We start from the raw sequence: 18,744 nt of genomic DNA on the forward strand, positions 1-18,744 counted from the left end.
TGTCTCGGTATGCGAGATACCACCGCTCAGAGGTCGCGGAACGCCGTCACACCGTTCAGCGAAGTGGCCTCACGAGCACCGGACACCACGGCGTCCGCGAACACCTCGGCGGCCGCGGCGCACAGCGCGTCCAGCGCGAACACCCGCGGCTCTGCCAGCGGAACGGCACCGGTGGCCAGCGCGAACACCGTGTCACCGTCGAACATCGAGTGCGCCGGCCGCACGGCGCGGGCCAGGCCGTCCTGCGCGGCCATGGCGAGCCGCCGACACTCCGCTTTGGACAGGTCCGCGTCCACCGCGACGACGCCGATCGTGGTGTTCAGGCCGTCGGGCTTGCGTTCGGGCAACGCCACCGCGGACGTCCCGAGCGCGGGCAGCCACGGCAGGCCCGACGCGCGGTCGACGACCTCACCGGCCGCGTTCACCACGGCCAGCGCGCCGATCTGGTGCGCGCCCACCGTGGTCGACGCGACGCCGACGCCGCCCTTCAGCGACCCGACCCGCGCACCGGCGCCCGCGCCGACGCAGCCCAGTTCGAAGTCCGGAGAGGCCGCCTCGCAGGCCGCGTAGCCGAACGAGGAGTCCGGCCGGTTGCCCCACTCCGACATCGGCAGGTCGAAGATCACCGCTCCCGGCACGATCGGCACGACGTGGTGCGGCCGGGCGCCCACCTGGAAGCCGATCGAGCGTTCGGAGAGCCAGCGCATGACGCCGTCCGCGGCCGCGAGCCCGTAGGCGGAGCCACCGGACAGGCAGATCGCGTGCACCTGCTGGACCAGGTTCGAAGGGTCCAGCAGGTCGGTCTCGCGGGTGCCGGGCGCGCCACCGCGGCCGTCGACGGCGCCGACGGCTCCGGCCGGCACCAGCACGACGGTCGTGCCCGTCGCCCAGCCCGGTTCGACGCGGTGGTGGTGGCCGACGAGGACGCCGGGAATCACGGCATCATCGCTTCGACGAGCGTGTCCTGCACCCAGGTCAGCCAGTGGTAGACGCCGAGGTGCGGCGAGCGCGGGTCCTCCGGCGGCAGTTCGTCCGGCATGTCCTCGGTGACGTCCAGCGCGGTGCCCAGGGCCAGGCGCACGTCGTTGAGCGACGCCATCCAGGCCTCCGCCTCGGCGATGGTCAGCCGGAGCTCACCGCCGTCGGGCGAGCACGTCTTCAGCACGGTCTCGGCCGCGGCTGTCTTGTGGTCCAGAAGCTCCGGCTCGTGCAACGAGCGCAGCGCCGACGCCGAGTTGACCTCGTCCGGGTCGGGCGCGTCGTCGTCGAGACGGTGGAAGTCGGGCAACAGCCTGCCCAGGATCGGATCGTCGGGTGCCTCCGACGGGCCCGTCCTGATGCCGGTCAGCTCCGCGAGTTCGTCCTGCGGCGCGTCCTCGGCGCGGGCCAGCAGCATGTCCTGGATCTGGCTGACCAGACCGCGCACGACTGCGGCCTCCTGCCGATCCAGCCTGCCGACGACGACGTCGCCGTCGCGGATCCACCTCTTCACGAGGCCCGCTGCATGGTCGCCCAGAGCCCTGCCGCGTGGAGTTTCGCCACGTCGGCCTCCACCTTGTCCTTGGTGCCCGATGTCACGATCGCCTTGCCTTTGTGGTGCACGTCGAGCATCAGCTTGGTCGCATGGTCCCTGCTGAACCCGAACAGCTTCTGGAACACGTACGTCACGTAGGACATCAGATTTACCGGGTCGTTCCAGACCACGGTCTGCCACGGTCGGTCCTCGGCGGCGATCTCCTCGCCGACGGCCTCCGGCTGCGTCCGTTCCTGTTCGACGGGCGTGGTCATACCGCCAATGGTGTCATGTTCGCCGCAGTGACGGAGACCGCGTGCGGGTAAACCGGATGCGACCTTAGGGTTGGTGACCATGAACTCGACGGCGTTGCTGACAGACCACTACGAGCTCACCATGCTCGCGGCCGCGCTGCGTGACGGCACTGGTGACCGTCCGTGCGTGTTCGAGCTGTTCGCCCGCAGGCTTCCGAACGAACGGCGCTACGGCGTGGTCGCGGGCACGAACAGGCTGCTCGACGCGATCGAGGCCTTCCACTTCGGCGAGGAGGAGATCGACCAGCTGCGCCGCAACGCCGTGGTCGACGATTCCACCTTGGAATGGCTCGCGAACTACCGGTTCTCCGGCGAGATCGACGGCTACCCCGAGGGCGAGCTGTACTTCCCCGGTTCGCCGGTGCTGACGGTCCGCGCGTCGTTCGCCGAGGGCGTCGTGCTGGAGACGCTCGCGCTCTCGATCCTCAACCACGACAGCGCGATCGCGTCCGCCGCCGCCCGCATGGTGACCGCCGCGAACGGCCGCCACATGATCGAGATGGGTTCGCGCCGCACGCACGAGGAAGCCGCCGTGGCGTGCGCCCGCGCGGCGTACCTGGCGGGCTTCCACGCGACCTCCAACCTCGAGGCGAGCCGCCGTCACGGCATCCCGACGGCCGGCACGTGCGCGCACGCGTTCACGTTGCTGCACGACTCCGAGGAAGAGGCCTTCCGCAGCCAGGTCGAAGCGCTGGGTGTCGGCACGACGCTGCTGGTCGACACCTACGACATCAGCGAGGGCATCAAGACGGCCGTCGCGGTGGCCGGTCCCGACCTCGGCGCGATCCGGATCGACTCGGGCGACCTGGGCGTGATGGCCAGGCAGGCCCGCGACCAGCTCGACTCGCTGGGCGCCCGCAACACCCGGATCGTCGTGTCCAGCGACCTCGACGAGTACGCGATCGCCGCCCTGCGCGCCGAGCCCGTGGACGCGTACGGCGTCGGCACGTCGGTCGTGACCGGCTCGGGCGCGCCGACCGCGGGCATGGTCTACAAGCTGGTCGAGGTCGACGGCAGGCACGTCGAGAAGCGCAGCACGTCGAAGCAGTCGCGCGGCGGCTGGAAGAAGGCGTTGCGCCGCCACAAGGACACCGGCACGGCACTGGAGGAGGTCGTGTTCCAGGCCTCGGCCGAACCCGAACTCGGCCCGTACGACAGGCTCGTGCAGATTCCGCTGATGCGTGGCGGGCAGATCACCGACGAGGTCCCCACGCTGGAGCAGAACCGCGAACGCCTGCGCGCGGCGCTGGTGAGCGTGCCGTGGGAGGGCCTCAAGCTCTCGCGCGGTGAGCCCGCGATCCCGACGATCTACCTGGAAGGCTGACATGACCAAGGCACTGATCGTCGTCGACGTCCAGAACGACTTCTGCGAGGGCGGTTCGCTGGCCGTCAACGGCGGTGCGGCCGTCGCCGCGGCCATCTCGCAGCACATCGCCACTACGCCGTACGACCACGTCGTGGCGACGCGCGACTACCACGTGGATCCCGGCTCGCACTTCTCCCTGACGCCGGACTTCATCGACTCGTGGCCGGTGCACTGCGTGGCGGGCACGCCCGGCGCGTCGTTCCACCCGGAGCTCGACGTCGCACGCGTGGAACAGGTCTTCTCGAAGGGCCGGTTCGCCGCCGCCTACTCGGGTTTCGAGGCGGAGAACGACCTCGCGGGCTGGCTGACGGACAACGGCGTGACCGATGTGGACGTCGTCGGCATCGCGACCGACCACTGCGTCCGCGCCACGGCCCTGGACGCGCAGCGCAACGGCTTCCGCACGACGGTCCTCGTCGACCTCACCGCGGCGGTCTCACCGACGACCCGCGACGCCGCAGTTGAGGAACTGCTCGCCGCGGGTGTCGGTGTCGTCTGAGTCCTCTACGGAGTCGGCGAGCAGGCCACCGTGCCGACGGTGATGCTGCCGGTGTAGCCGGACGACGGTTCGAAGGTGATCTTCAACAGCGTCATCGCGATGCTGCCGTCGTTCGGCACCGGGAACACCGTGTCGGTGAACTTGGCCTTGGCGAGCACGGTTCCGTTGGTGGCCTTGACGTCGTGCACGTAGCCGGGCGTGATGTTCTGCGGCAGCCCGGTCCACCCGGACATGCCCTTGAGCTCCCAGCCGGCGCTGGTGCCCTTCTCGGTGGCGTCACAGGTGATCGTCCACTCGGCGATCTTGAGCCGCGGTCCCTTGTTCCCGCCGGACAGTCCGGCGAGCGCGGACAGGTCGAAGCCCGCGCCCTTGGCCACCGACTTGGTCCTGGTGAGGAACTGGGAGGCGTCCACGACCTCGGTCGCGCAGGACGAACTGGTCTCACCGATCTTGAGCCCGGTCCTGCTCACAGCGGGGCTGGCGCCGGTGACGGTGCCCGCCTCGTCCGGATTCACGTCGCACACCGCGAGCGGGGCGACCTTGAACGTCTGGTCCGCCTTGGCGAAGTCGGCGGAACCCGACGACGCGGTGCCCGGCGGGTTGCTGGCGAACGCGGGAGCCGCTGTCGCGAACGTCAACGCGATCACGGCTCCGGCGATCAAACTCCTGCGCACTTCAAGTCCTCTCGCCTGGTGTTCGATTCCACCGACCGATAATCGTGGTGCCGTCCCGTGATGACGGCAGCTCGGCACCCCATGTCACCCGTTCGTGAATTCGCAATTACCCGAACCGGTGACTGGCGAGCTGTTCGTCACCAAAGGAAGTCACGATTAAGCTGAGGATCACCCGCTTTCGCCACTGGAATTGACCGGAATCTCACCGCCGGCACGGAGCCCTAGCGGACCCCGGCCAGCGTGGCGAACGGCTCCCGGCGCGGCAGGGCGGTAGGGAGGCCGGCCAGCCTCTCCAACGCGGAGCACACCCTCACGGCGGCACGCCCGTCGCCGAACGGGTTGCGCCCCAGGGGAAGCCGCAGCCGGGAGCCGAGCACCCAGCCCGCCTCGGCGAGGATGCGGGTGGTGTCGGTGCCGACGAGCCAGGCGCACCCGGCGTCGACGGCGAGCATGCGTTCGGTGGTCTCGCGCAGCACCAGCACCGGCACGCCGAACGTCGGCGCCTCCTCCTGGATGCCGCCGGAGTCGGTCAGCACGAGGGCCGAGCGGCGCAGCACGCGCACCAGGTCCGGGTAGTCGAGCGGGTCGGTGATCACGACGCGCTCGTGGCCGCCCAGCAGCGACACGACCTGTTCGCGCACACCGGGGTTCGGGTGCGCGGGGATCAGCACGTGCAGGTCGGGGTGACGGTCGGCGATGGCGCGCACGGCGTTGAGCACGCGCATGAGCGGACGGCCCCACGACTCACGGCGGTGCACGGTGACGAGCATGAGGCGGCCGCCGGTGGCGTCCAGGGAGCGTTCCAGGGCGACGACGTCCGGGCTGGCCGCGGGCAGGTCCTGGGACGCGACGCGCTGCACGGCGTCCACGACGGTGTTGCCGGTGACGACGATGTGGCTGTCCGGCAGGGATTCGGTGTTCAGCGCGTTCGCGGCGTCGTCGGTCGGCGCGAGGTGCAACGACGTGATGCGGGAGATCATCTGCCGGTTCCCCTCCTCGGGGAACGGGCCGTACAGGTCGCCGGTGCGCAGACCGGCTTCCAGGTGGGCCACGGGGATTCCGCGCCAGAACGAGGCCAGCGCCGCGGCCAGGGTCGTCGTGGTGTCGCCCTGCACGAGGGTGACCGCCGGGTCCCGCTCCTCCAGCAGGGCGTCGAACTCGGGCAGCAACCGGGAGACCAGCTCGGCCTGCGTCCCGGTTACGCGCGGAACGTCCAGCCGCACGTCCGGTTCCAGGTCGAACGCGCGCAGCGCCTGGTCGACCATGTCGGCGTGCTGTCCGCTGTGGACGACCGTGGGACGGAGGCCGGGGTGTCCCTTCAGCGCGATGGCGACCGGGGCGATCTTCAGTGCTTCCGGCCGGGTGCCGGCCACGAGCAGAACTTCTTTCCTCACCGTTGTCCTCTTCTCGGGGAGACCGGGAGGTCCGCCTGGGGCCGGGGGCAACCCCAGGCGGACCATGTCAGCCAGCTCGGTTCGGTCTGACCTGGATCGGGGCCGCTCGGCGCTTCTTGCGCGTGCTGTGCATGAGGAACGCACCAGCGAGCAAGAGCACGACGCCGACGACGATCCACCACGTCACGTCCGCACCGGTGACCGCGAGGGCGCCCACGCTCGTGCCGACACCAACGCCCGTACCGGGGACCTTGTACATCCGCCGCTCTCCTCGATCAGGCCGGGTTGAGCGACGCGCGACGGCGCAGCGCCACGAACGCGACCGGAGCGGCGACGACACCGAGCAGGCCGAGGCCGATCCACAGGCCCGCCCCCGACGCCATCGGAATGGGCAGGCCCGCGGGGCCGCACGTGGCGGACGAGAGGATCACGTCGCCCGTGCCGATGCCGCCGAGCACGCCCTGCAGCAGCTTGATGTGAATCGCGTTCACGGTGAGGCTGCCGTCGTCGTTCTTGATCTGCTCGTTGAAGATCACTTCAGCGATCTTGATTCCGGCCAGCTGCACGTCGAGCTTGGTGTTGGCCGCCGGATCGGCGTTGACCTGGCCGAGCTTGCCGAGGTTCACGCCCGCGAGCTTGGACTTGCCGGCGAGGCCCTTCTGGGTCGCCGTGCACTCCGCCTCCACCAGTTCGGCGGAGATCTTGCCGGTGACCTTGGACAGCAGGTCGACCCGGACGTCCGCGGTGCTCGCCCGCGAGTAGACGCCGCCGGACTTCTCGTCTCGTGACGCAGAAGCGTTGATGACACCGGTCTTCAGGATCCCGGTGAGGTCGACGCCTGCGAACGTGTTCTGCGTCGGACCGTTCGCATTGGCTGCGGCGAAAGGCTCCGCGTTGACCGCGGGGCTGCCGAGCAGCGTCACGTTGAGCCTCGCACCGTAAGCCGAGGCGTCCCCCGGAGCGGCCGAAGCAGGTGCGGCACCGACCAGGAGTGCGGCAATCGCGATGACTCCAGCCAGTCCCGTCATTCGGACACGCATGAAACTCCTTCCCTTGATTCCTCCGGCCCCAGGGCGCGTTGATACCAATGTGGTTTCACGCTTTCCGGGGGCAATTACCGGCATCGGCGTTATTTCGAGGGAACTGAGGGTTACTCCCCGTATCGGGCGACACGACCACTCGACTCGCCCAGTCGGCGCCACCCATCGTGGCTTTTTTGATCAATTTCCGGTTACGGCGTCACCCGATCCGGGGGTGAGGGATGACGTTGCGTCTACCGATGGAACGTCAAGTAGCCCGTCTGGGCGCTCCCTCATCGGTGGAAAGGATCCTCGGGTGACGCTTGCCCTGCGCCGCGCCACATTCCCGAGCCGGGTGACGGTGGTCGTCCTGCTCGCCGTAGCCGCGGGACTCGTGTTCGCACACCGCCTGTACCGCACGGCCGAGATCTCGCTGTCCGGCGCCGTCCTGAGCGTCATCAGTTCCTACGGCGTGGACGTGATCCCCGAACGCCAGACCGTCTACTTCGGACTGGGCTCGGACACCCCGCTGGGCCTGCGGATGACGCCGGAGTGCACGTCCGCGTTCCTGGTGCTGCCGCTGATCGTGGTCGGCGCCGTGATGATCGCGTTGCGCCCGCGCATCCAGAACCGCGTGCTGTTCGCGCTGGGGGTCGCCGCGCTCGCGGTCGTGATCGTCAACCAGTTCCGGGTGCTGACGCTGGTGGGCCTGGTGCAGTGGCTGGGCGTCGACACCGGCTACTACTGGGGTCACACCCTGCTCGGCTCGATGGTGAGCGTGTTCGGTGGCGCGGCGGCGTTGGTCGCGTTCGTCTGGCTGGCCACGCGCAAGTGAGCCTCGACCTCGTTCTCGGGTTCACGCAGGCGCTCGCCCTGACGATGAGCGTCGCCTTCGTGACGTACGTGTTCGTGATCGTGATCCCGTACCTGCGGCGCAAACCCGCGCCCATCGGTGAACCTTCGTCGTTGGAGTGGCACTTCTTCGTGCCGTGCCGCGACGAGGAGGCGGTCATCGGCGACACGATCCGGTACCTGCGGGGCACTTTCCCCATCGCGCACGTGTGGGTCATCGACGACGACTCCGACGACCGCACCGCCGGAGTCGTGCGGACGTTGAAGCGCAACGGCGGTATCCGGGACCCGCAGATCCACCTCGTGCAACGCCAACGCCCGTACGCCCGCACCGGCAAGGGAAACGCGCTGAACGACGCGTACCGCACGTTGAAGATGTGGATGGGCCGGCGCGCGGACGCCGACCGCGCGATCGTCGTGGTGGTGGACGCGGACGGCCGACCGGCGCCGAACTGCCTGGAAGTCTGTGCGGCCGGCCATCTTTTCGGCAACCCGCGGATCGGCGCCGTGCAGGTGGACGTGCGGATGATCAACGCGGGTCAGCGGCAGCCGGGCGTGACGTGGTGGCGGCGCGCGTTCGGTGCCGGGCTCGTGCGGATGCAGGACCTGGAGTTCCGCACGGCCATCGCGGCGATTCAGATGTCGCGCGGTGCCACCGGCACGATCTCCATGGGCGGCAACGGTCAGTTCACCCGGCTGTCCGCTTTGGACTCGATCGCGGGACCGACCGGAAGCCCGTGGCGCGGCTCGTTGCTGGAGGACTTCGAGCTCGGCGTGCACCTGCTGACCGCGGGCTGGCACACCGGTTTCTCGTTGGACACGCACGTGAACCAGGAGGCGCTGTACTCGTTGCGACGCTTCTTGGCGCAACGCACGCGATGGGGCCAGGGAACCATGCAGTGCATGCGTTATCTGCGGCGCATCTGGGACTCCGAGCACCTGACCACGTTGGGCGCGGCGGAGATGATGTACTACCTCGCCCAACCGTGGATGCAGTTGCTCGGCACGCTCATCTACCCGATTCCGATGGCGATGATGGCGTACCGGTTCGCGGTGTCCCCCACCGAAGTCGTGTCGTGGTTCTTCGACGGCGCCTGGATCCTCTTCACCGTGTACGGCGCGTTCGGGCTCATGCCGTTCGTCCTGTGGGGACCGGTGTACCGCGCACGCTGTGTGCCCGTTGGGTTCTGGAAGTCCGTTGCGTACGGATTCGGCTACGCGCTGTACATCTACACCTTCTACATCACGTCGTGGCGCGCGTTGATCCGTTTGGTGCGCGGCAACAACGGTTGGACCAAAACGCGCCGCAACGAGGACCGGGTGGCGGGCAAGGTCGCGCTCGACGTGTGACGGGCGTGTGTGACCGGTCACTTTGTGGAGATCGAACAAAGACGTTCTCGAGCTTCCGTGGTTAACCTCGGTTCACTCGATTCCGTCTGGGAGGGAACGTGGCTCTCGCACTCGCGCCCCGTCGCACCGTGCTCGCCGACTTCGTGCCGGGCGCACTGGCCCGCGACCTGATGCTGGTCGTCGCCGGTGCTGCCTTCACCGGTCTCGCCGCCCAGGTGGCGCTGCCGATCCCCGGCAGCCCGGTTCCGCTGACGGGCCAGACGTTCGCCGCCCTGCTCGTCGGCGCCTCCCTCGGCTGGCAGCGCGGAGCGACCTCGATGCTGCTGTACCTGATCGTGGGCGTCGCGGGCGTGCCGTGGTTCCAGGGCGGCTCGTCCGGCGTTCCGGTCTCGCTCGGTTACGTCGTCGGCTTCGTGTTCGCCGGTGCTCTCGTGGGCTACCTGGCCGGCCGCGGCGGCGACCGTACGCCGTTGCGCACGTTGGGAACGATGGCGCTGGGCAACCTGGCGATCTACTCAGTCGGCGTGCCGTGGCTGATGGCGATGACCGGGATGTCGTTCGGCAAGGCCCTGGCCGTGGGAGTGCTGCCGTTCCTGATCGGTGACGCACTGAAGATCGCGCTGGCCGCGGGCGTGCTGCCGGGAGCCTGGGCCCTCGTGCGCCGCCGGTAGTTTGGACCGGGTGGTGACACCTGGGGAGTACTTGTCGTTCTTGGATGCGCGTCTGCCGGGTCTTGTGGCAGGCGCGCATGTTCATGGGTCGACCGTGCTGGACGACGTCGTCGCCGACTCGGACCTGGACGTCGTGATCGAGCTCCACGCGAGCTGACCGCGTCCACAATGGAGTGCGCGGATGGCCCGCTGCGCTTGCGGTCCAGGTGATGGAGCCGGTTGCGCCGCCGATGTGGTCGCCAAGGCACTCTCGCGCGGTGGGCAGGGCCCCGCCCTCCCAAGGGGGCAGACCGGCCAACGCCTCCAGCCTATTCGCGAAATCGCCTTGTCAAGGCGCTGCCTGCCAATCTGTGGACAACCTCGCCGCGAAGTTCGAGTTGTCCACAGATCGCCGAACGGGGCCTTGACAGCTCGCTGGCGCGGCTAGCTTGAGGTTGTGACTGCGTGGCGGTCAGCCCCCGGGAGGGTGGGGCCCTGCCTCTCGCCGCCGTTCAAGATCGCCGGCAAGTCGCGCGCCGGTGAACTGGCCGCCGCCCGCTGGCCCGACCTGCCGATCCTCGACCTGGTGGCCTCCCGGCAGGGCTCGGACGTGCCTCTGACGGTCGCGCACGCCCAGGCCGCCCTCGTTCTGTTCGACCGAATCCTGGCCGACGTAACGACCTGACCTCCGCGGCCGAGAAATCCGCGTGACCACGCATACCCCCGAAGAGCTGGGCTGCCTGGCAGGCGGCCCGGCCCGCGCGGCCGAGGTGGCCCTGGCCCGCCTGATCCAGGTCGGCCTCGTCCGGGTCTCGCGCGAGGGCCTGCTTAGCGCCGTCCACGTGCCCGGCGCCCGCCCGGCGACCCCGCTGGAGGCGCAGATCCTGCAAGGCCTGCGCCACGGCCGCCACCTGAACGACGTCATCCTCGGCGCGTTCAGCTCGCCGGAGGCGGAGGGCCTGCGCGCACACCTGATCAACCGCGGCCTGCTCCGGCGCCGCCGCTCGATGCGCCCCCGCCTCTACCCGTGGCTGTTCCTGGCAGCGCCGGTGCTCATGATCGCCGGGGTGATGAGCGCCGTGGCTCCGCACCTCCTGGTGGAGTTCCTGGACTTCGGCCCGCCGCTGACCGAGTTCCCGTTCTGGTACTTCTTCGCGGCCGCCGCGGTAGCGCTCGTCTGGGCCCTGGTCCTGAAGGCCCGCGAGCCGGGCCGCCTGCGCACCAGGGCCGGCTACGTCCTGCTGAAACGGGCCAAGCGCCGGGTGAGCGCGCAGGACCCGGTGGGCGCGGTCGCCGTGCGCGGACTGCGCGGCCGGATCGGCGGGGTCGCGGTCGCCGGCATGTTCGGCCTCAGCGCGGTCATGATCGCGACGCTGCCGGGCCGCGACACGACGACCAGCAGCAGCTGCGGGGGCGGTTGCTCGTCCGACAGCGGCTGTTCGTCGGGTGACAGCGGCGGCGGTTGCGGAGGCGGCGGCTGTGGCGGCGGATGTGGTGGAGGCGGCGGCGACTGACGTCGTAACGGCCTGAGCGCCGAACCCGACAGGCGCGGCATGAGCAAGTGGGACGAGCACGACCTTCTGCCCAAGGTGACGGCGGCGCTGCGGCAGGACGGCCGGCCCTACATGACCGCCTACCAGCTCGCGATCAAGCTGGAACGCGCTCACCCCGGCCTCGCGGAGCGGTTGGGCAAAGTTCTCGGCGGGGCGGGCCTAGGACTCCGGAACAGCCTGGCCGAGTACCTCGGAGGCCAGCTCGCCAGCCGAATCGACCGCGAAGGCACCGCTTTTCCCGTCGAGCGCGCGTACCTCAGCAACGACGAGATCCGGGAAGTTCGCTTCGCCGCCCCGGACGGGGACTTGGTCAGCAGTCTGACCGGAAGCGGCTACCACCTGTCGATCTACCGGTGGCGCGGACCTGTCAGCGACTCCTGACCGAGACTGTCGGACCTGCCGGGTACGGTCTGTCTCGTGCCTGAAGTTCCCCCCACCCTGAGCCTGCTCGAAACCGCCGTCCACGCCGTGGGTGGCGCGGAGCGTCCTGGTCAGGTGGAGATGGCCGAGGCCGTCGACCACTCGATCCGCACGGGCGAGCATCTCGCGGTGCAGGCGGGCACGGGTACCGGCAAGTCGCTGGCCTACCTGGTGCCGTCCATCCGGCACGCGGTGGCCGAGGCCGAGACCGTGGTGGTCTCGACGGCCACGATCGCGTTGCAGCGGCAGCTGGTCGACCGGGATCTGCCGCGGCTGTCCAAGGCGCTGAAGAAGGATCTGGGGCGGGAGCCCACGTTCGCGATCCTCAAGGGGCGCAGGAACTACCTGTGCATGCACCGCGTGCACAACGGGGCTCCGGACGAGCCGGAGGAGGACGCGCTGTTCGACCCGTTCGCGGTGTCGAAGCTCGGGCGCGAGGTGAAGCGGCTGCACGAGTGGTCGTCGGACACCGAGACCGGGGACCGCGACGAGCTGGTGCCCGGCGTCAGCGAGCAGGCGTGGCGGCAGGTCAGCGTCACGGCCCGGGAGTGCCTCGGGGTGTCGAAGTGCCCGATCGGGGCCGACTGCTTCGCGGAACGGGCGCGGGCCGAGGCGGGCAAGGCGGACGTGGTGGTCACGAACCACGCGATGCTCGCCATCGACGCGTTGGAGGGCTACCAGGTTCTGCCCGACCACGACGTGGTGGTGATCGACGAGGCGCACGACCTGGTCGATCGCATCACGTCGGTGGCCACGGAGGAACTGAGCGGCTCAAGCGTCTCGATGGCGGCGCGGCGGTGCGGGCGTCTCATCGACCAGGACATCGCGGACCGGCTGGCCGAGGCCAGTGACGGGCTGGCGATGATCCTCGAGGACATGCCGTCCGGGCGGCTGGACGCGCTGCCCCGGGCTCTCGCGGGCGCGCTGGCGGCCACCCGCGACGCGGCGCACGCCTGCATGACGGCCATGGGGTCGGAACGCAAGGAGGACCCGGACGGGGCGACGGCGCGCAAGCTCGCGCTGGCGTTGCTGGAGGAGGTCCACGACTGCGCGGTGCGGGTGCTGGAGGCGTTCGACGAGGAACGCGACGTCGTGTGGGTGTCGGGCGACTTCAACCAGAAGGCTCCGTCCATCAGGGTCGCGCCGCTCGGCGTGGGCGGCCTGCTCAGGGAACGGCTGTTCGCCAAGCGCACCACCGTTCTGACGTCCGCGACGCTGACGCTCGGCGGCGCCTTCGACACGATGGCGCGGCAGTGGGGCCTGCCGCCGTCGGAGAAGGTCCGCAAGATCGAGGGCGCGGCGACCGACAAGGACATCGACGGTCCGAAGTGGTCCGGCCTCGACGTCGGCTCGCCGTTCCAGCACGGCACGAGCGGCATCCTCTACGTGGCAAGGCATCTGCCGCAGCCGGGGCGCGACGGCCTTCCGCAGGAGTACCTCGACGAGATCGAGGGCCTGGTGAACGCGGCGGGCGGCCGCGCGCTCGGCCTGTTCTCCTCGACGCGCGCGGCGAAACAGGCCACCGAAGCGCTGCGGGACAAGCTCGAGTACCCGATCCTGTGCCAGGGCGACGACGCGACGGGCCTGCTGGTCAAGAAGTTCTCCGAGGACGAGCGCACGTGTCTCTTCGGCACGCTGTCGCTCTGGCAGGGCGTCGACGTGCCAGGCCCCAGCCTCCAACTCGTGATCATGGACCGGATCCCGTTCCCCAGGCCGGACGACCCGCTGGCCTCCGCCCGCCAGAAGGCGGTGAGCTCACGCGGCGGCAACGGCTTCCTGACCGTCGCCGCCACGCACGCCGCCCTGCTGATGGCCCAGGGCGCGGGCCGGTTGCTGCGGTCGATGTCGGACAAGGGCGTCGTCGCCGTCCTCGATCCGCGCATCGCCACCGCTCGCTACGGCGGATTCATCAGGGCCTCACTCCCCCCGTTCTGGACCACCTACGACCCCGAGGTGGTCCGCGGCGCCCTCAAGCGCCTGGACGAGGCTCAGACCCGCTGATCCGCTCGATCAGTTCGTCGCGGTAGGCCCGAACCTCCGGCAGTTCCGGTTCGGAACCGTCGGCTTGCTTCAGCGCGCCTTCGAGGATCTTCAACGCCTGCTGCTCGTTCCCGCGCGCGTCCGCCTGCCGTGCCGCGTTCTCCATGGCACGGGCCAGTTTCGTCTGAGCCTCGGGCTCCTGGGTGGCCTTGCTGATCCGGATCCAGTTGCCGGCCGGATCGACGACGGCGAACCCGGTGTACCGGTCGTTGCGCAACCGGGGCCGGGTCATCCGCGGAATGCCGGCGATGAGCACCTTCCCGTGCACAGCACGCATTCCAGCCGCGAAATCCTCGTACAGCGGCCCGGTGTCCTCCACGATGACCACGCACGTGCTGTGCGACTGCTCCGGAACATGCACATCCATCCCGTAGAAGTGCAGGTTGATGTCCTCGAGCCGCATGCAGACGTACGGGTTCGGCCGCGTCTGCCGATAGGTGATCGAGAATCCGAGCATCTCGTAGAAGGACGCGATTTCGTCGATGTCTTTGCAAGGCAGGAGCGGAATCGTCAGTTCGTTTGCCACCGCCCGAAGCTATGCCCGGATCAGCCAAAACGACACGGAGCTATTTGCTCATGCGAACAGCATGACCACTCCGCCGACCAACAACAACGCCGACACAACGGCGATCACGAGCACCCGCCCACGCGACGTCCCCGCGTGCTTCAAGGCGATGCCCAACGGACCAACACCAGCCACGACAGCCCCTTTCGAAGGTATGGCAACAGCGGCACGCACAGCCCCGAACGCCACCGCGAACGGCGACATACCCAGTTCGCGCGCGCCGACGACATCCGCTTCCCACTGCTCGCGATAGCGCTCATCACCCACGACCAAAGCCGCGAACCGCACCAACAACAACGCGACTCTCATTGCGCCGTCCTCGGCACGAACCGAGGCGCCGGAGCCGCCCGAGCGACGACTCGACGGGCTTCCGCGGCGCCCTCGCCGGTCAGCCGATACATCCGCCGGCGCGGCCCACGCCGTTCCGCGTCGTCATCCCACGCGGACGTGACCCAGCCGGCCCGTTCCAGCCGGTCCAGCAACGGGTAGACGCTGCCGGACGGCCTGCCGGTGAGCTTGATGATCTCCAGGCCCCAGCGCGGCTCGTCGGCGCCGAGCAGCACCTCGAGCACGTCGACGGTGGCCTTGCCGATGCGTTGCAGTGGCTCCACGCCACTAAGACTACCTATGTAGATTAAGCCGTTCAAGCAGCTCTTCGCGGAACTCCAAGGCCGACGCCCGCTCCTCCTCCGAAGCGTGCACCTCCCGCACCAGCGCCCCTTCGAGGATCTTCAACGCCTGCCGCTCGGCCCCGTGCGATCCCGCCAGCGTCACCGCGTTGGTCAACGCCCTGGTCAGCCCGTTGCGCGTGGCCTCCCGCTCGCGCACGGCCGGCACCACCCGGATCCAGTTGCCGCCGGGATCGACCATCAGGAACCCGTCCCGCCGCGGCCGCGTCATCCGCGGAATGCCCGTGAGCAGCACCTGCCCGTAGACCGCGCGCATGCCGTGCGCGAACGCCTCGTACAGCTCCCGCGGGTCCTCGACCTGGATCAGGCACGAGCTGTACGACTCGGCGGGCTCGTAGCCCGGAATGCCGAAGAAGTGCAGGTTGACTTCCGAACGACGCACCGACAGGTACGCGTTCGGCCGGTACTGCCGGTACGTGACCGTGAACCCGAGCATCACGTAGAACTCGGCCACCTCGTCGATGGAGGCACACGGCAGCAGCGGGATCGTCACCTCGTTGGCCACGCCGCCACGCTAGCGGCGCAGGTCAGCCGTCGACCAGCAATCCACGTAACGGTCCTTGCAATCTTCCGGCACGGCGGGACACACCGGGCAACGGCGTGACCCGCGCCGGACGCTCCAGAGCAGGCCGCCAGATCTCGTCGACCACGACGTGCGCGGGCCCGGAGACGTCCGCACCCAGGTGCTCGGTCCACAGCCGCAGACGGGTCGACCGGGCCACCTCCGGATCGTCAGTCACGACGTTGACCTCGGTGTCGTTGAACAGCGAGTGCTCGTTCAGGTTCGCCGAGCCCACGGTGAGCCACCGATCGTCCACAATGGCCAGTTTCGCGTGAATGTAGACCGGTGCGTCTCCATGGGAGACAAGGGTTGCGGCCACGAGTCGCTTGTCCGTGTCCGCGTCGATCAACCGGCCCAGCTGCCCACGGGTGGTGTCGGCGCCGTTGCTGGGCTTCTGCGGCAGCAGCAACACCATCCGGAACTCCGGCGTCGGCGGGTTGCTCAGTTTCTCGAGCAGCACCTCGGTGATCTCCGGCGACCACAGGAACTGGTTCTCCACGTAGATCAACGACTCCGCGGACCGCAACGCCCGCAGGTAAGCGTCGAGCAGGCTGAAATCGCCGTGCGGCGCGAACGAGTAGGTCTTCTCCGGAATCGTGCGGACCAGCTGCACCGACGACGACCCGGCCTCGGGCGGCACGACGGGCGCGGGCAGGGTCTCCCCCGCGATCTCCAGCCAGCGCGCGGCGAAGTGCGCGGCAACCTCGGCCACGACCGGTCCCTGCAGCTTGGCCACGTGGTCGTGCCAGCCGAGGTCACGTGGCGGGTGCTCCGGCGAGTCGTGCCGGTCGCCCTCCACCGCGGTCATGTCGAGGCCGCCGACGAACGCCACGTCGTCCACGATCACGATCTTCTCGTGGTGGCAGTGCAGGGTCCGCTCGCGCGCGTCCAGCTCGCACCGGACGGCACCGGATTCCCAGAAAGCCTTCTGGGCGGCCAAAGCACGCTTGCGCGTCGGTTCGAACATGGGGAAGGGCGGACCGGCCCAGAGCAGCACGCGCACCGGAACCCGTTCCGCGGCAGCCGAAAGCAGCTCGCGCAACTGCGGGGCACCCGGCTCGCGGGTCAGCTGGAAGTCCGGCGACGCGTGCCAGTTCGCGATGTGCACGTATTTCTGCGCGTTCTCGATCGCCTGCGCCACGACGGGAAACGCGTTGGCGCCGTCGATCAGGATCTCGATCTTGTTGCCGTGCTGCACCGGCCGGCGCGGGGTGAACGACCCCGTGCCGTCACCGGACAGCACGTCGCCCCACCCCAGCCGCCGCAACCGACGGGTGTGGTGCGAGCACAGCATGTTCTCCAGCCCGTCTCCGAGCCGGGCGTCAAGAACGTCGAGTAAGCCCACGACACGCGGATTTACCCGATTCGGGCGCTTCTAAACGGCGATCACCGTCGTCGTGCCCGGCTCGACCTCCGTGAAACCCGCGTCCCGCACCGCCACGACGTCGTCACGACCGAGCAGCGCGTCCCACTCCGCGACGGACGGCGTCCGCACGGCACACCGGTAGTCCAGCGACGCCCACGCCTTGAGGTCGGTCTCGGACAGGCGCGGCGCGAGCAGCATCGACGCGTGCCCGACCTGGGCCGCGAGCTTGCCGGCGGACATCTCGACGCGCGGGTTCACGTACAGCAGCCGCGCACCCTCGGGCACCGCTCCTGGCTCGTCAGCAGGCAGGTCGGACCCGGAGATCTGCAGCTTGGCGACCTCCCGAGGCGTCTCGGTCACCAGCACCGGCAGCAACGACCGGACCGACGCGCCGTCCACTGTGATCGTCACGCCCGGCAGGTCCTGCACGGCCTCCCACTGCACGCCACGGGCCCGCCGCGACACCTTGCGGATCCGTCCTGCCACCCACGCCCGCACGGCCTCGTGCCACTCGCCACCGACGTCGGCGCGCGGGTCGAGGCACACCGCGACCGCCGAAGCGGCCGCGGCTTCCAGCAACGCCGTCCGGGACGGCGGATCAACACGTTCGATGCGCAACACCATCGGCATCGCGCGGACTTCGGACTCCTCCGCGTAGTTCCGGGAGGCGATCAGGTCGAGAATCATCACAGCCGAGTCAGCTCCAAGCCGTCCGCGGCGTCCGCGGCCTCCACCTCAGCCCTCGTCACACCGAGGATGAACAGCACAGCGTCCAGGAACGGGTGCGACAGCGCCGTGTCGGCCACCTCGCGCAACGCCGGCTTGGCGTTGAACGCGATGCCCAGACCGGCCGCACTCAGCATGTCGATGTCGTTCGCGCCGTCACCGACCGCCACGCACTGCGCGAGCGACACGCCGACCTCTTCAGCGAACCGGCGCAGCGCCACGGCCTTGCCCGGCCGGTCGACGATCTCGCCGATCACCTGACCGGTCAGCTTGCCGTCCACGACCTCCAGCGTGTTCGCCGCGCAGAAGTCCAGCTGCAGTTCGTCCGCGAGGCCCGTGATCACCGACGTGAAGCCGCCGGACACCACACCGCAGAAGAAACCGAGGCGCTTCAACGTGCGGATCGTCGTGCGCGCACCGGCCGTGAGCTCCAACGAAGCCCCGACCTCCTCCAGCACCTTCTCGTCGAGACCCTCCAGCAACGCCACCCGGCGCCGCAGCGACTCGGCGAAGTCGAGCTCACCGCGCATCGCGGCCTCGGTGATCTCGCGCACCTGCTCCTCGCACCCGACGTGCGCGGCCAGCATCTCGATCACCTCGCCCTGGATCAGCGTGGAGTCGACGTCGAACACCACCAGGCGCTTGGCCCGCCGCGTCAGGCCGGCGCGCTCGACCGCGATGTCGAGGCCCACCCGCACCGACACCTCGGCGAGCGCGGACCGCAGCTGCGTGTCGTTCTCCATCGTGTCGTCCGCGACCGAAACGCGCAGCTCAAGGCCTGTGACGGGGTAGTCGGCGACGCCGCGGATCGCGTCGATGTTCACCCCGAGCGACGCCAGCCGGCGCGCGACCTCGGTGAACGCCTTCGCGGTCACCGGGCGGCCGAGCACGATCAGCACGTGCGACGACTCCAGGCGCGCGGTGCGCTTCGAGTCCGCGCCGATCTCGATCTCCACGTGCATCGAGACGGTGGCCATGGCCTGCTCGACCGACTCCTGCAGGCCCTCGGGGTCGTGGTCGGTCGAGACCAGCGCGCCGAGCACCAGACGGCCCCGGATCACGACCTGTTCCACGTCCAGCACCTCGACACCGTGCCGTGTCAGCACGGCGAACAGCACGGAGGAGACACCAGGCTTGTCGGGGCCGGTCACGGTGATGAGCACGGGCGTTTTCACGTCGCAGTCTCCTCGTA

24 protein-coding genes are annotated in these 18,744 nt (G+C 69.4%); 10 read left to right on the forward strand and 14 right to left on the reverse strand.

What is annotated here, in order from left to right; all coding sequences use genetic code 11:
* Window positions 1–26: 26 nt before the first annotated feature.
* From ACIQF0_RS33685 to clpS, 3 genes are read right to left on the reverse strand one after another with little or no spacing between them, the layout of a single operon-like run.
* Window positions 27–938 (reverse strand): P1 family peptidase, encoded by a 912-nt coding sequence (locus ACIQF0_RS33685; RefSeq protein ID WP_401036342.1) that lies wholly within the window; start codon window positions 936–938, stop codon window positions 27–29.
* The gene (locus ACIQF0_RS33690) at window positions 935–1,492 is read right to left on the reverse strand and encodes a DUF2017 domain-containing protein (RefSeq protein ID WP_360040138.1); all 558 of its coding nucleotides are present in this window, start codon (window positions 1,490–1,492) and stop codon (window positions 935–937) included. The genes ACIQF0_RS33685 and ACIQF0_RS33690 overlap by 4 nt, the downstream gene beginning before the upstream one ends.
* The gene (gene clpS, locus ACIQF0_RS33695; protein WP_093598701.1) at window positions 1,489–1,788 is read right to left on the reverse strand and encodes an ATP-dependent Clp protease adapter ClpS; all 300 of its coding nucleotides are present in this window, start codon (window positions 1,786–1,788) and stop codon (window positions 1,489–1,491) included. The genes ACIQF0_RS33690 and clpS overlap by 4 nt, the downstream gene beginning before the upstream one ends.
* A gap of 79 nt (window positions 1,789–1,867) precedes the next feature.
* Here clpS and ACIQF0_RS33700 point away from each other — a divergent pair, with 79 nt between their 5' ends.
* Entirely contained in the window at window positions 1,868–3,151 is a 1,284-nt protein-coding gene (locus tag ACIQF0_RS33700) for a nicotinate phosphoribosyltransferase (protein WP_360040325.1), read from the forward strand.
* A 1-nt stretch (window position 3,152) separates the two neighbouring features.
* Window positions 3,153–3,692, forward strand: a complete 540-nt coding sequence (locus ACIQF0_RS33705) for an isochorismatase family protein (protein ID WP_401036346.1) — start codon at window positions 3,153–3,155, stop codon at window positions 3,690–3,692.
* Between the two features lie 5 nt (window positions 3,693–3,697).
* On the opposite strand, the gene ACIQF0_RS33710 is transcribed toward ACIQF0_RS33705, so the two are convergent.
* From ACIQF0_RS33710 to ACIQF0_RS33725, 4 genes are all read right to left on the reverse strand, one after another.
* Entirely contained in the window at window positions 3,698–4,366 is a 669-nt protein-coding gene (locus ACIQF0_RS33710) for a hypothetical protein (protein WP_401036348.1), read from the reverse strand.
* Between the two features lie 221 nt (window positions 4,367–4,587).
* Window positions 4,588–5,760, reverse strand: coding sequence for a non-hydrolyzing UDP-N-acetylglucosamine 2-epimerase (gene wecB, locus ACIQF0_RS33715; RefSeq protein WP_360040129.1), 1,173 nt, complete (start codon window positions 5,758–5,760; stop codon window positions 4,588–4,590).
* A gap of 67 nt (window positions 5,761–5,827) precedes the next feature.
* Window positions 5,828–6,019 carry an LPXTG cell wall anchor domain-containing protein gene (locus ACIQF0_RS33720; protein WP_401036351.1) on the reverse strand — a complete coding sequence of 64 codons (192 nt, stop codon included), beginning with the start codon at window positions 6,017–6,019 and terminating at the stop codon, window positions 5,828–5,830.
* 16 nt (window positions 6,020–6,035) lie between these two features.
* Window positions 6,036–6,800: a choice-of-anchor P family protein gene (locus ACIQF0_RS33725; RefSeq protein ID WP_401036353.1), complete on the reverse strand. Its 765-nt coding sequence runs from the start codon at window positions 6,798–6,800 to the stop codon at window positions 6,036–6,038.
* 295 nt (window positions 6,801–7,095) lie between these two features.
* Between ACIQF0_RS33725 and xrtP the strand changes: the two genes are divergently transcribed.
* The 8 genes from xrtP (at window position 7,096) to ACIQF0_RS33765 (ending at window position 13,605) form a co-directional block, all read left to right on the forward strand.
* Window positions 7,096–7,614, forward strand: a complete 519-nt coding sequence (gene xrtP, locus ACIQF0_RS33730; protein ID WP_360040120.1) for an exosortase P — start codon at window positions 7,096–7,098, stop codon at window positions 7,612–7,614.
* A gap of 44 nt (window positions 7,615–7,658) precedes the next feature.
* A complete protein-coding gene (locus tag ACIQF0_RS33735; protein ID WP_401036798.1) occupies window positions 7,659–8,981 on the forward strand; it encodes a glycosyltransferase in 1,323 nt (440 codons plus the stop codon).
* Between the two features lie 170 nt (window positions 8,982–9,151).
* The gene (locus ACIQF0_RS33740) at window positions 9,152–9,652 is read left to right on the forward strand and encodes a biotin transporter BioY (protein WP_401036800.1); all 501 of its coding nucleotides are present in this window, start codon (window positions 9,152–9,154) and stop codon (window positions 9,650–9,652) included.
* A gap of 31 nt (window positions 9,653–9,683) precedes the next feature.
* Window positions 9,684–9,809, forward strand: a complete 126-nt coding sequence (locus tag ACIQF0_RS33745) for a hypothetical protein (protein ID WP_401036356.1) — start codon at window positions 9,684–9,686, stop codon at window positions 9,807–9,809.
* Between the two features lie 309 nt (window positions 9,810–10,118).
* Complete coding sequence (locus ACIQF0_RS33750; RefSeq protein ID WP_401036359.1) at window positions 10,119–10,316, forward strand: hypothetical protein; 198 nt, start codon at window positions 10,119–10,121, stop codon at window positions 10,314–10,316.
* A gap of 22 nt (window positions 10,317–10,338) precedes the next feature.
* Window positions 10,339–11,145: a TIGR04222 domain-containing membrane protein gene (locus ACIQF0_RS33755; RefSeq protein WP_401036360.1), complete on the forward strand. Its 807-nt coding sequence runs from the start codon at window positions 10,339–10,341 to the stop codon at window positions 11,143–11,145.
* Between the two features lie 39 nt (window positions 11,146–11,184).
* Entirely contained in the window at window positions 11,185–11,565 is a 381-nt protein-coding gene (locus ACIQF0_RS33760; protein WP_401036363.1) for a hypothetical protein, read from the forward strand.
* Between the two features lie 120 nt (window positions 11,566–11,685).
* Window positions 11,686–13,605 carry an ATP-dependent DNA helicase gene (locus tag ACIQF0_RS33765; protein WP_401036802.1) on the forward strand — a complete coding sequence of 640 codons (1,920 nt, stop codon included), beginning with the start codon at window positions 11,686–11,688 and terminating at the stop codon, window positions 13,603–13,605.
* On the opposite strand, the gene ACIQF0_RS33770 is transcribed toward ACIQF0_RS33765, so the two are convergent.
* From ACIQF0_RS33770 to serB, 7 genes are read right to left on the reverse strand one after another with little or no spacing between them, the layout of a single operon-like run.
* Window positions 13,574–14,170, reverse strand: coding sequence for a hypothetical protein (locus ACIQF0_RS33770; protein WP_401036364.1), 597 nt, complete (start codon window positions 14,168–14,170; stop codon window positions 13,574–13,576). The genes ACIQF0_RS33765 and ACIQF0_RS33770 overlap by 32 nt on opposite strands.
* A gap of 48 nt (window positions 14,171–14,218) precedes the next feature.
* On the reverse strand, window positions 14,219–14,518 hold the full coding sequence (locus tag ACIQF0_RS33775; protein WP_401036366.1) for a hypothetical protein: 300 nt from the start codon (window positions 14,516–14,518) through the stop codon (window positions 14,219–14,221).
* Window positions 14,515–14,820: a helix-turn-helix transcriptional regulator gene (locus tag ACIQF0_RS33780; RefSeq protein WP_360040103.1), complete on the reverse strand. Its 306-nt coding sequence runs from the start codon at window positions 14,818–14,820 to the stop codon at window positions 14,515–14,517. The genes ACIQF0_RS33775 and ACIQF0_RS33780 overlap by 4 nt, the downstream gene beginning before the upstream one ends.
* Window positions 14,821–14,830: 10 nt before the next feature.
* Window positions 14,831–15,403 carry a bleomycin resistance protein gene (locus tag ACIQF0_RS33785; protein ID WP_401036368.1) on the reverse strand — a complete coding sequence of 191 codons (573 nt, stop codon included), beginning with the start codon at window positions 15,401–15,403 and terminating at the stop codon, window positions 14,831–14,833.
* A gap of 22 nt (window positions 15,404–15,425) precedes the next feature.
* Entirely contained in the window at window positions 15,426–16,805 is a 1,380-nt protein-coding gene (locus ACIQF0_RS33790) for a phosphatidylserine/phosphatidylglycerophosphate/cardiolipin synthase family protein (protein WP_401036371.1), read from the reverse strand.
* A gap of 30 nt (window positions 16,806–16,835) precedes the next feature.
* Window positions 16,836–17,513: a peptidyl-tRNA hydrolase gene (locus ACIQF0_RS33795; RefSeq protein WP_401036373.1), complete on the reverse strand. Its 678-nt coding sequence runs from the start codon at window positions 17,511–17,513 to the stop codon at window positions 16,836–16,838.
* Window positions 17,513–18,727: a phosphoserine phosphatase SerB gene (gene serB, locus ACIQF0_RS33800; RefSeq protein WP_401036376.1), complete on the reverse strand. Its 1,215-nt coding sequence runs from the start codon at window positions 18,725–18,727 to the stop codon at window positions 17,513–17,515. The genes ACIQF0_RS33795 and serB overlap by 1 nt, the downstream gene beginning before the upstream one ends.
* Window positions 18,728–18,744 lie beyond the last annotated feature (17 nt).

Origin of the sequence: Lentzea sp. NPDC092896 (assembly GCF_044754905.1) — a bacterium.
Taxonomy (GTDB): domain Bacteria; phylum Actinomycetota; class Actinomycetes; order Mycobacteriales; family Pseudonocardiaceae; genus Lentzea.

Excerpts from the sequence above, each read along its gene's own strand:
- ACIQF0_RS33760 (WP_401036363.1), top strand. The coding sequence starts at position 11,185 with ATGAGCAAGTGGGACGAGCACGACCTTCTGCCCAAGGTGACGGCGGCG.
- ACIQF0_RS33740 (WP_401036800.1), top strand. The coding sequence starts at position 9,152 with ATGCTGGTCGTCGCCGGTGCTGCCTTCACCGGTCTCGCCGCCCAGGTG.
- ACIQF0_RS33700 (WP_360040325.1), top strand. The coding sequence starts at position 1,868 with ATGAACTCGACGGCGTTGCTGACAGACCACTACGAGCTCACCATGCTC.
- ACIQF0_RS33705 (WP_401036346.1), top strand. The coding sequence starts at position 3,153 with ATGACCAAGGCACTGATCGTCGTCGACGTCCAGAACGACTTCTGCGAG.
- clpS (WP_093598701.1), bottom strand. The coding sequence starts at position 1,788 with ATGACCACGCCCGTCGAACAGGAACGGACGCAGCCGGAGGCCGTCGGC.
- ACIQF0_RS33735 (WP_401036798.1), top strand. The coding sequence starts at position 7,659 with ATGAGCGTCGCCTTCGTGACGTACGTGTTCGTGATCGTGATCCCGTAC.
- ACIQF0_RS33765 (WP_401036802.1), top strand. The coding sequence starts at position 11,686 with ATGGCCGAGGCCGTCGACCACTCGATCCGCACGGGCGAGCATCTCGCG.
- ACIQF0_RS33795 (WP_401036373.1), bottom strand. The coding sequence starts at position 17,513 with ATGATTCTCGACCTGATCGCCTCCCGGAACTACGCGGAGGAGTCCGAA.
- ACIQF0_RS33725 (WP_401036353.1), bottom strand. The coding sequence starts at position 6,800 with ATGCGTGTCCGAATGACGGGACTGGCTGGAGTCATCGCGATTGCCGCA.
- ACIQF0_RS33720 (WP_401036351.1), bottom strand. The coding sequence starts at position 6,019 with ATGTACAAGGTCCCCGGTACGGGCGTTGGTGTCGGCACGAGCGTGGGC.
- ACIQF0_RS33775 (WP_401036366.1), bottom strand. The coding sequence starts at position 14,518 with ATGAGAGTCGCGTTGTTGTTGGTGCGGTTCGCGGCTTTGGTCGTGGGT.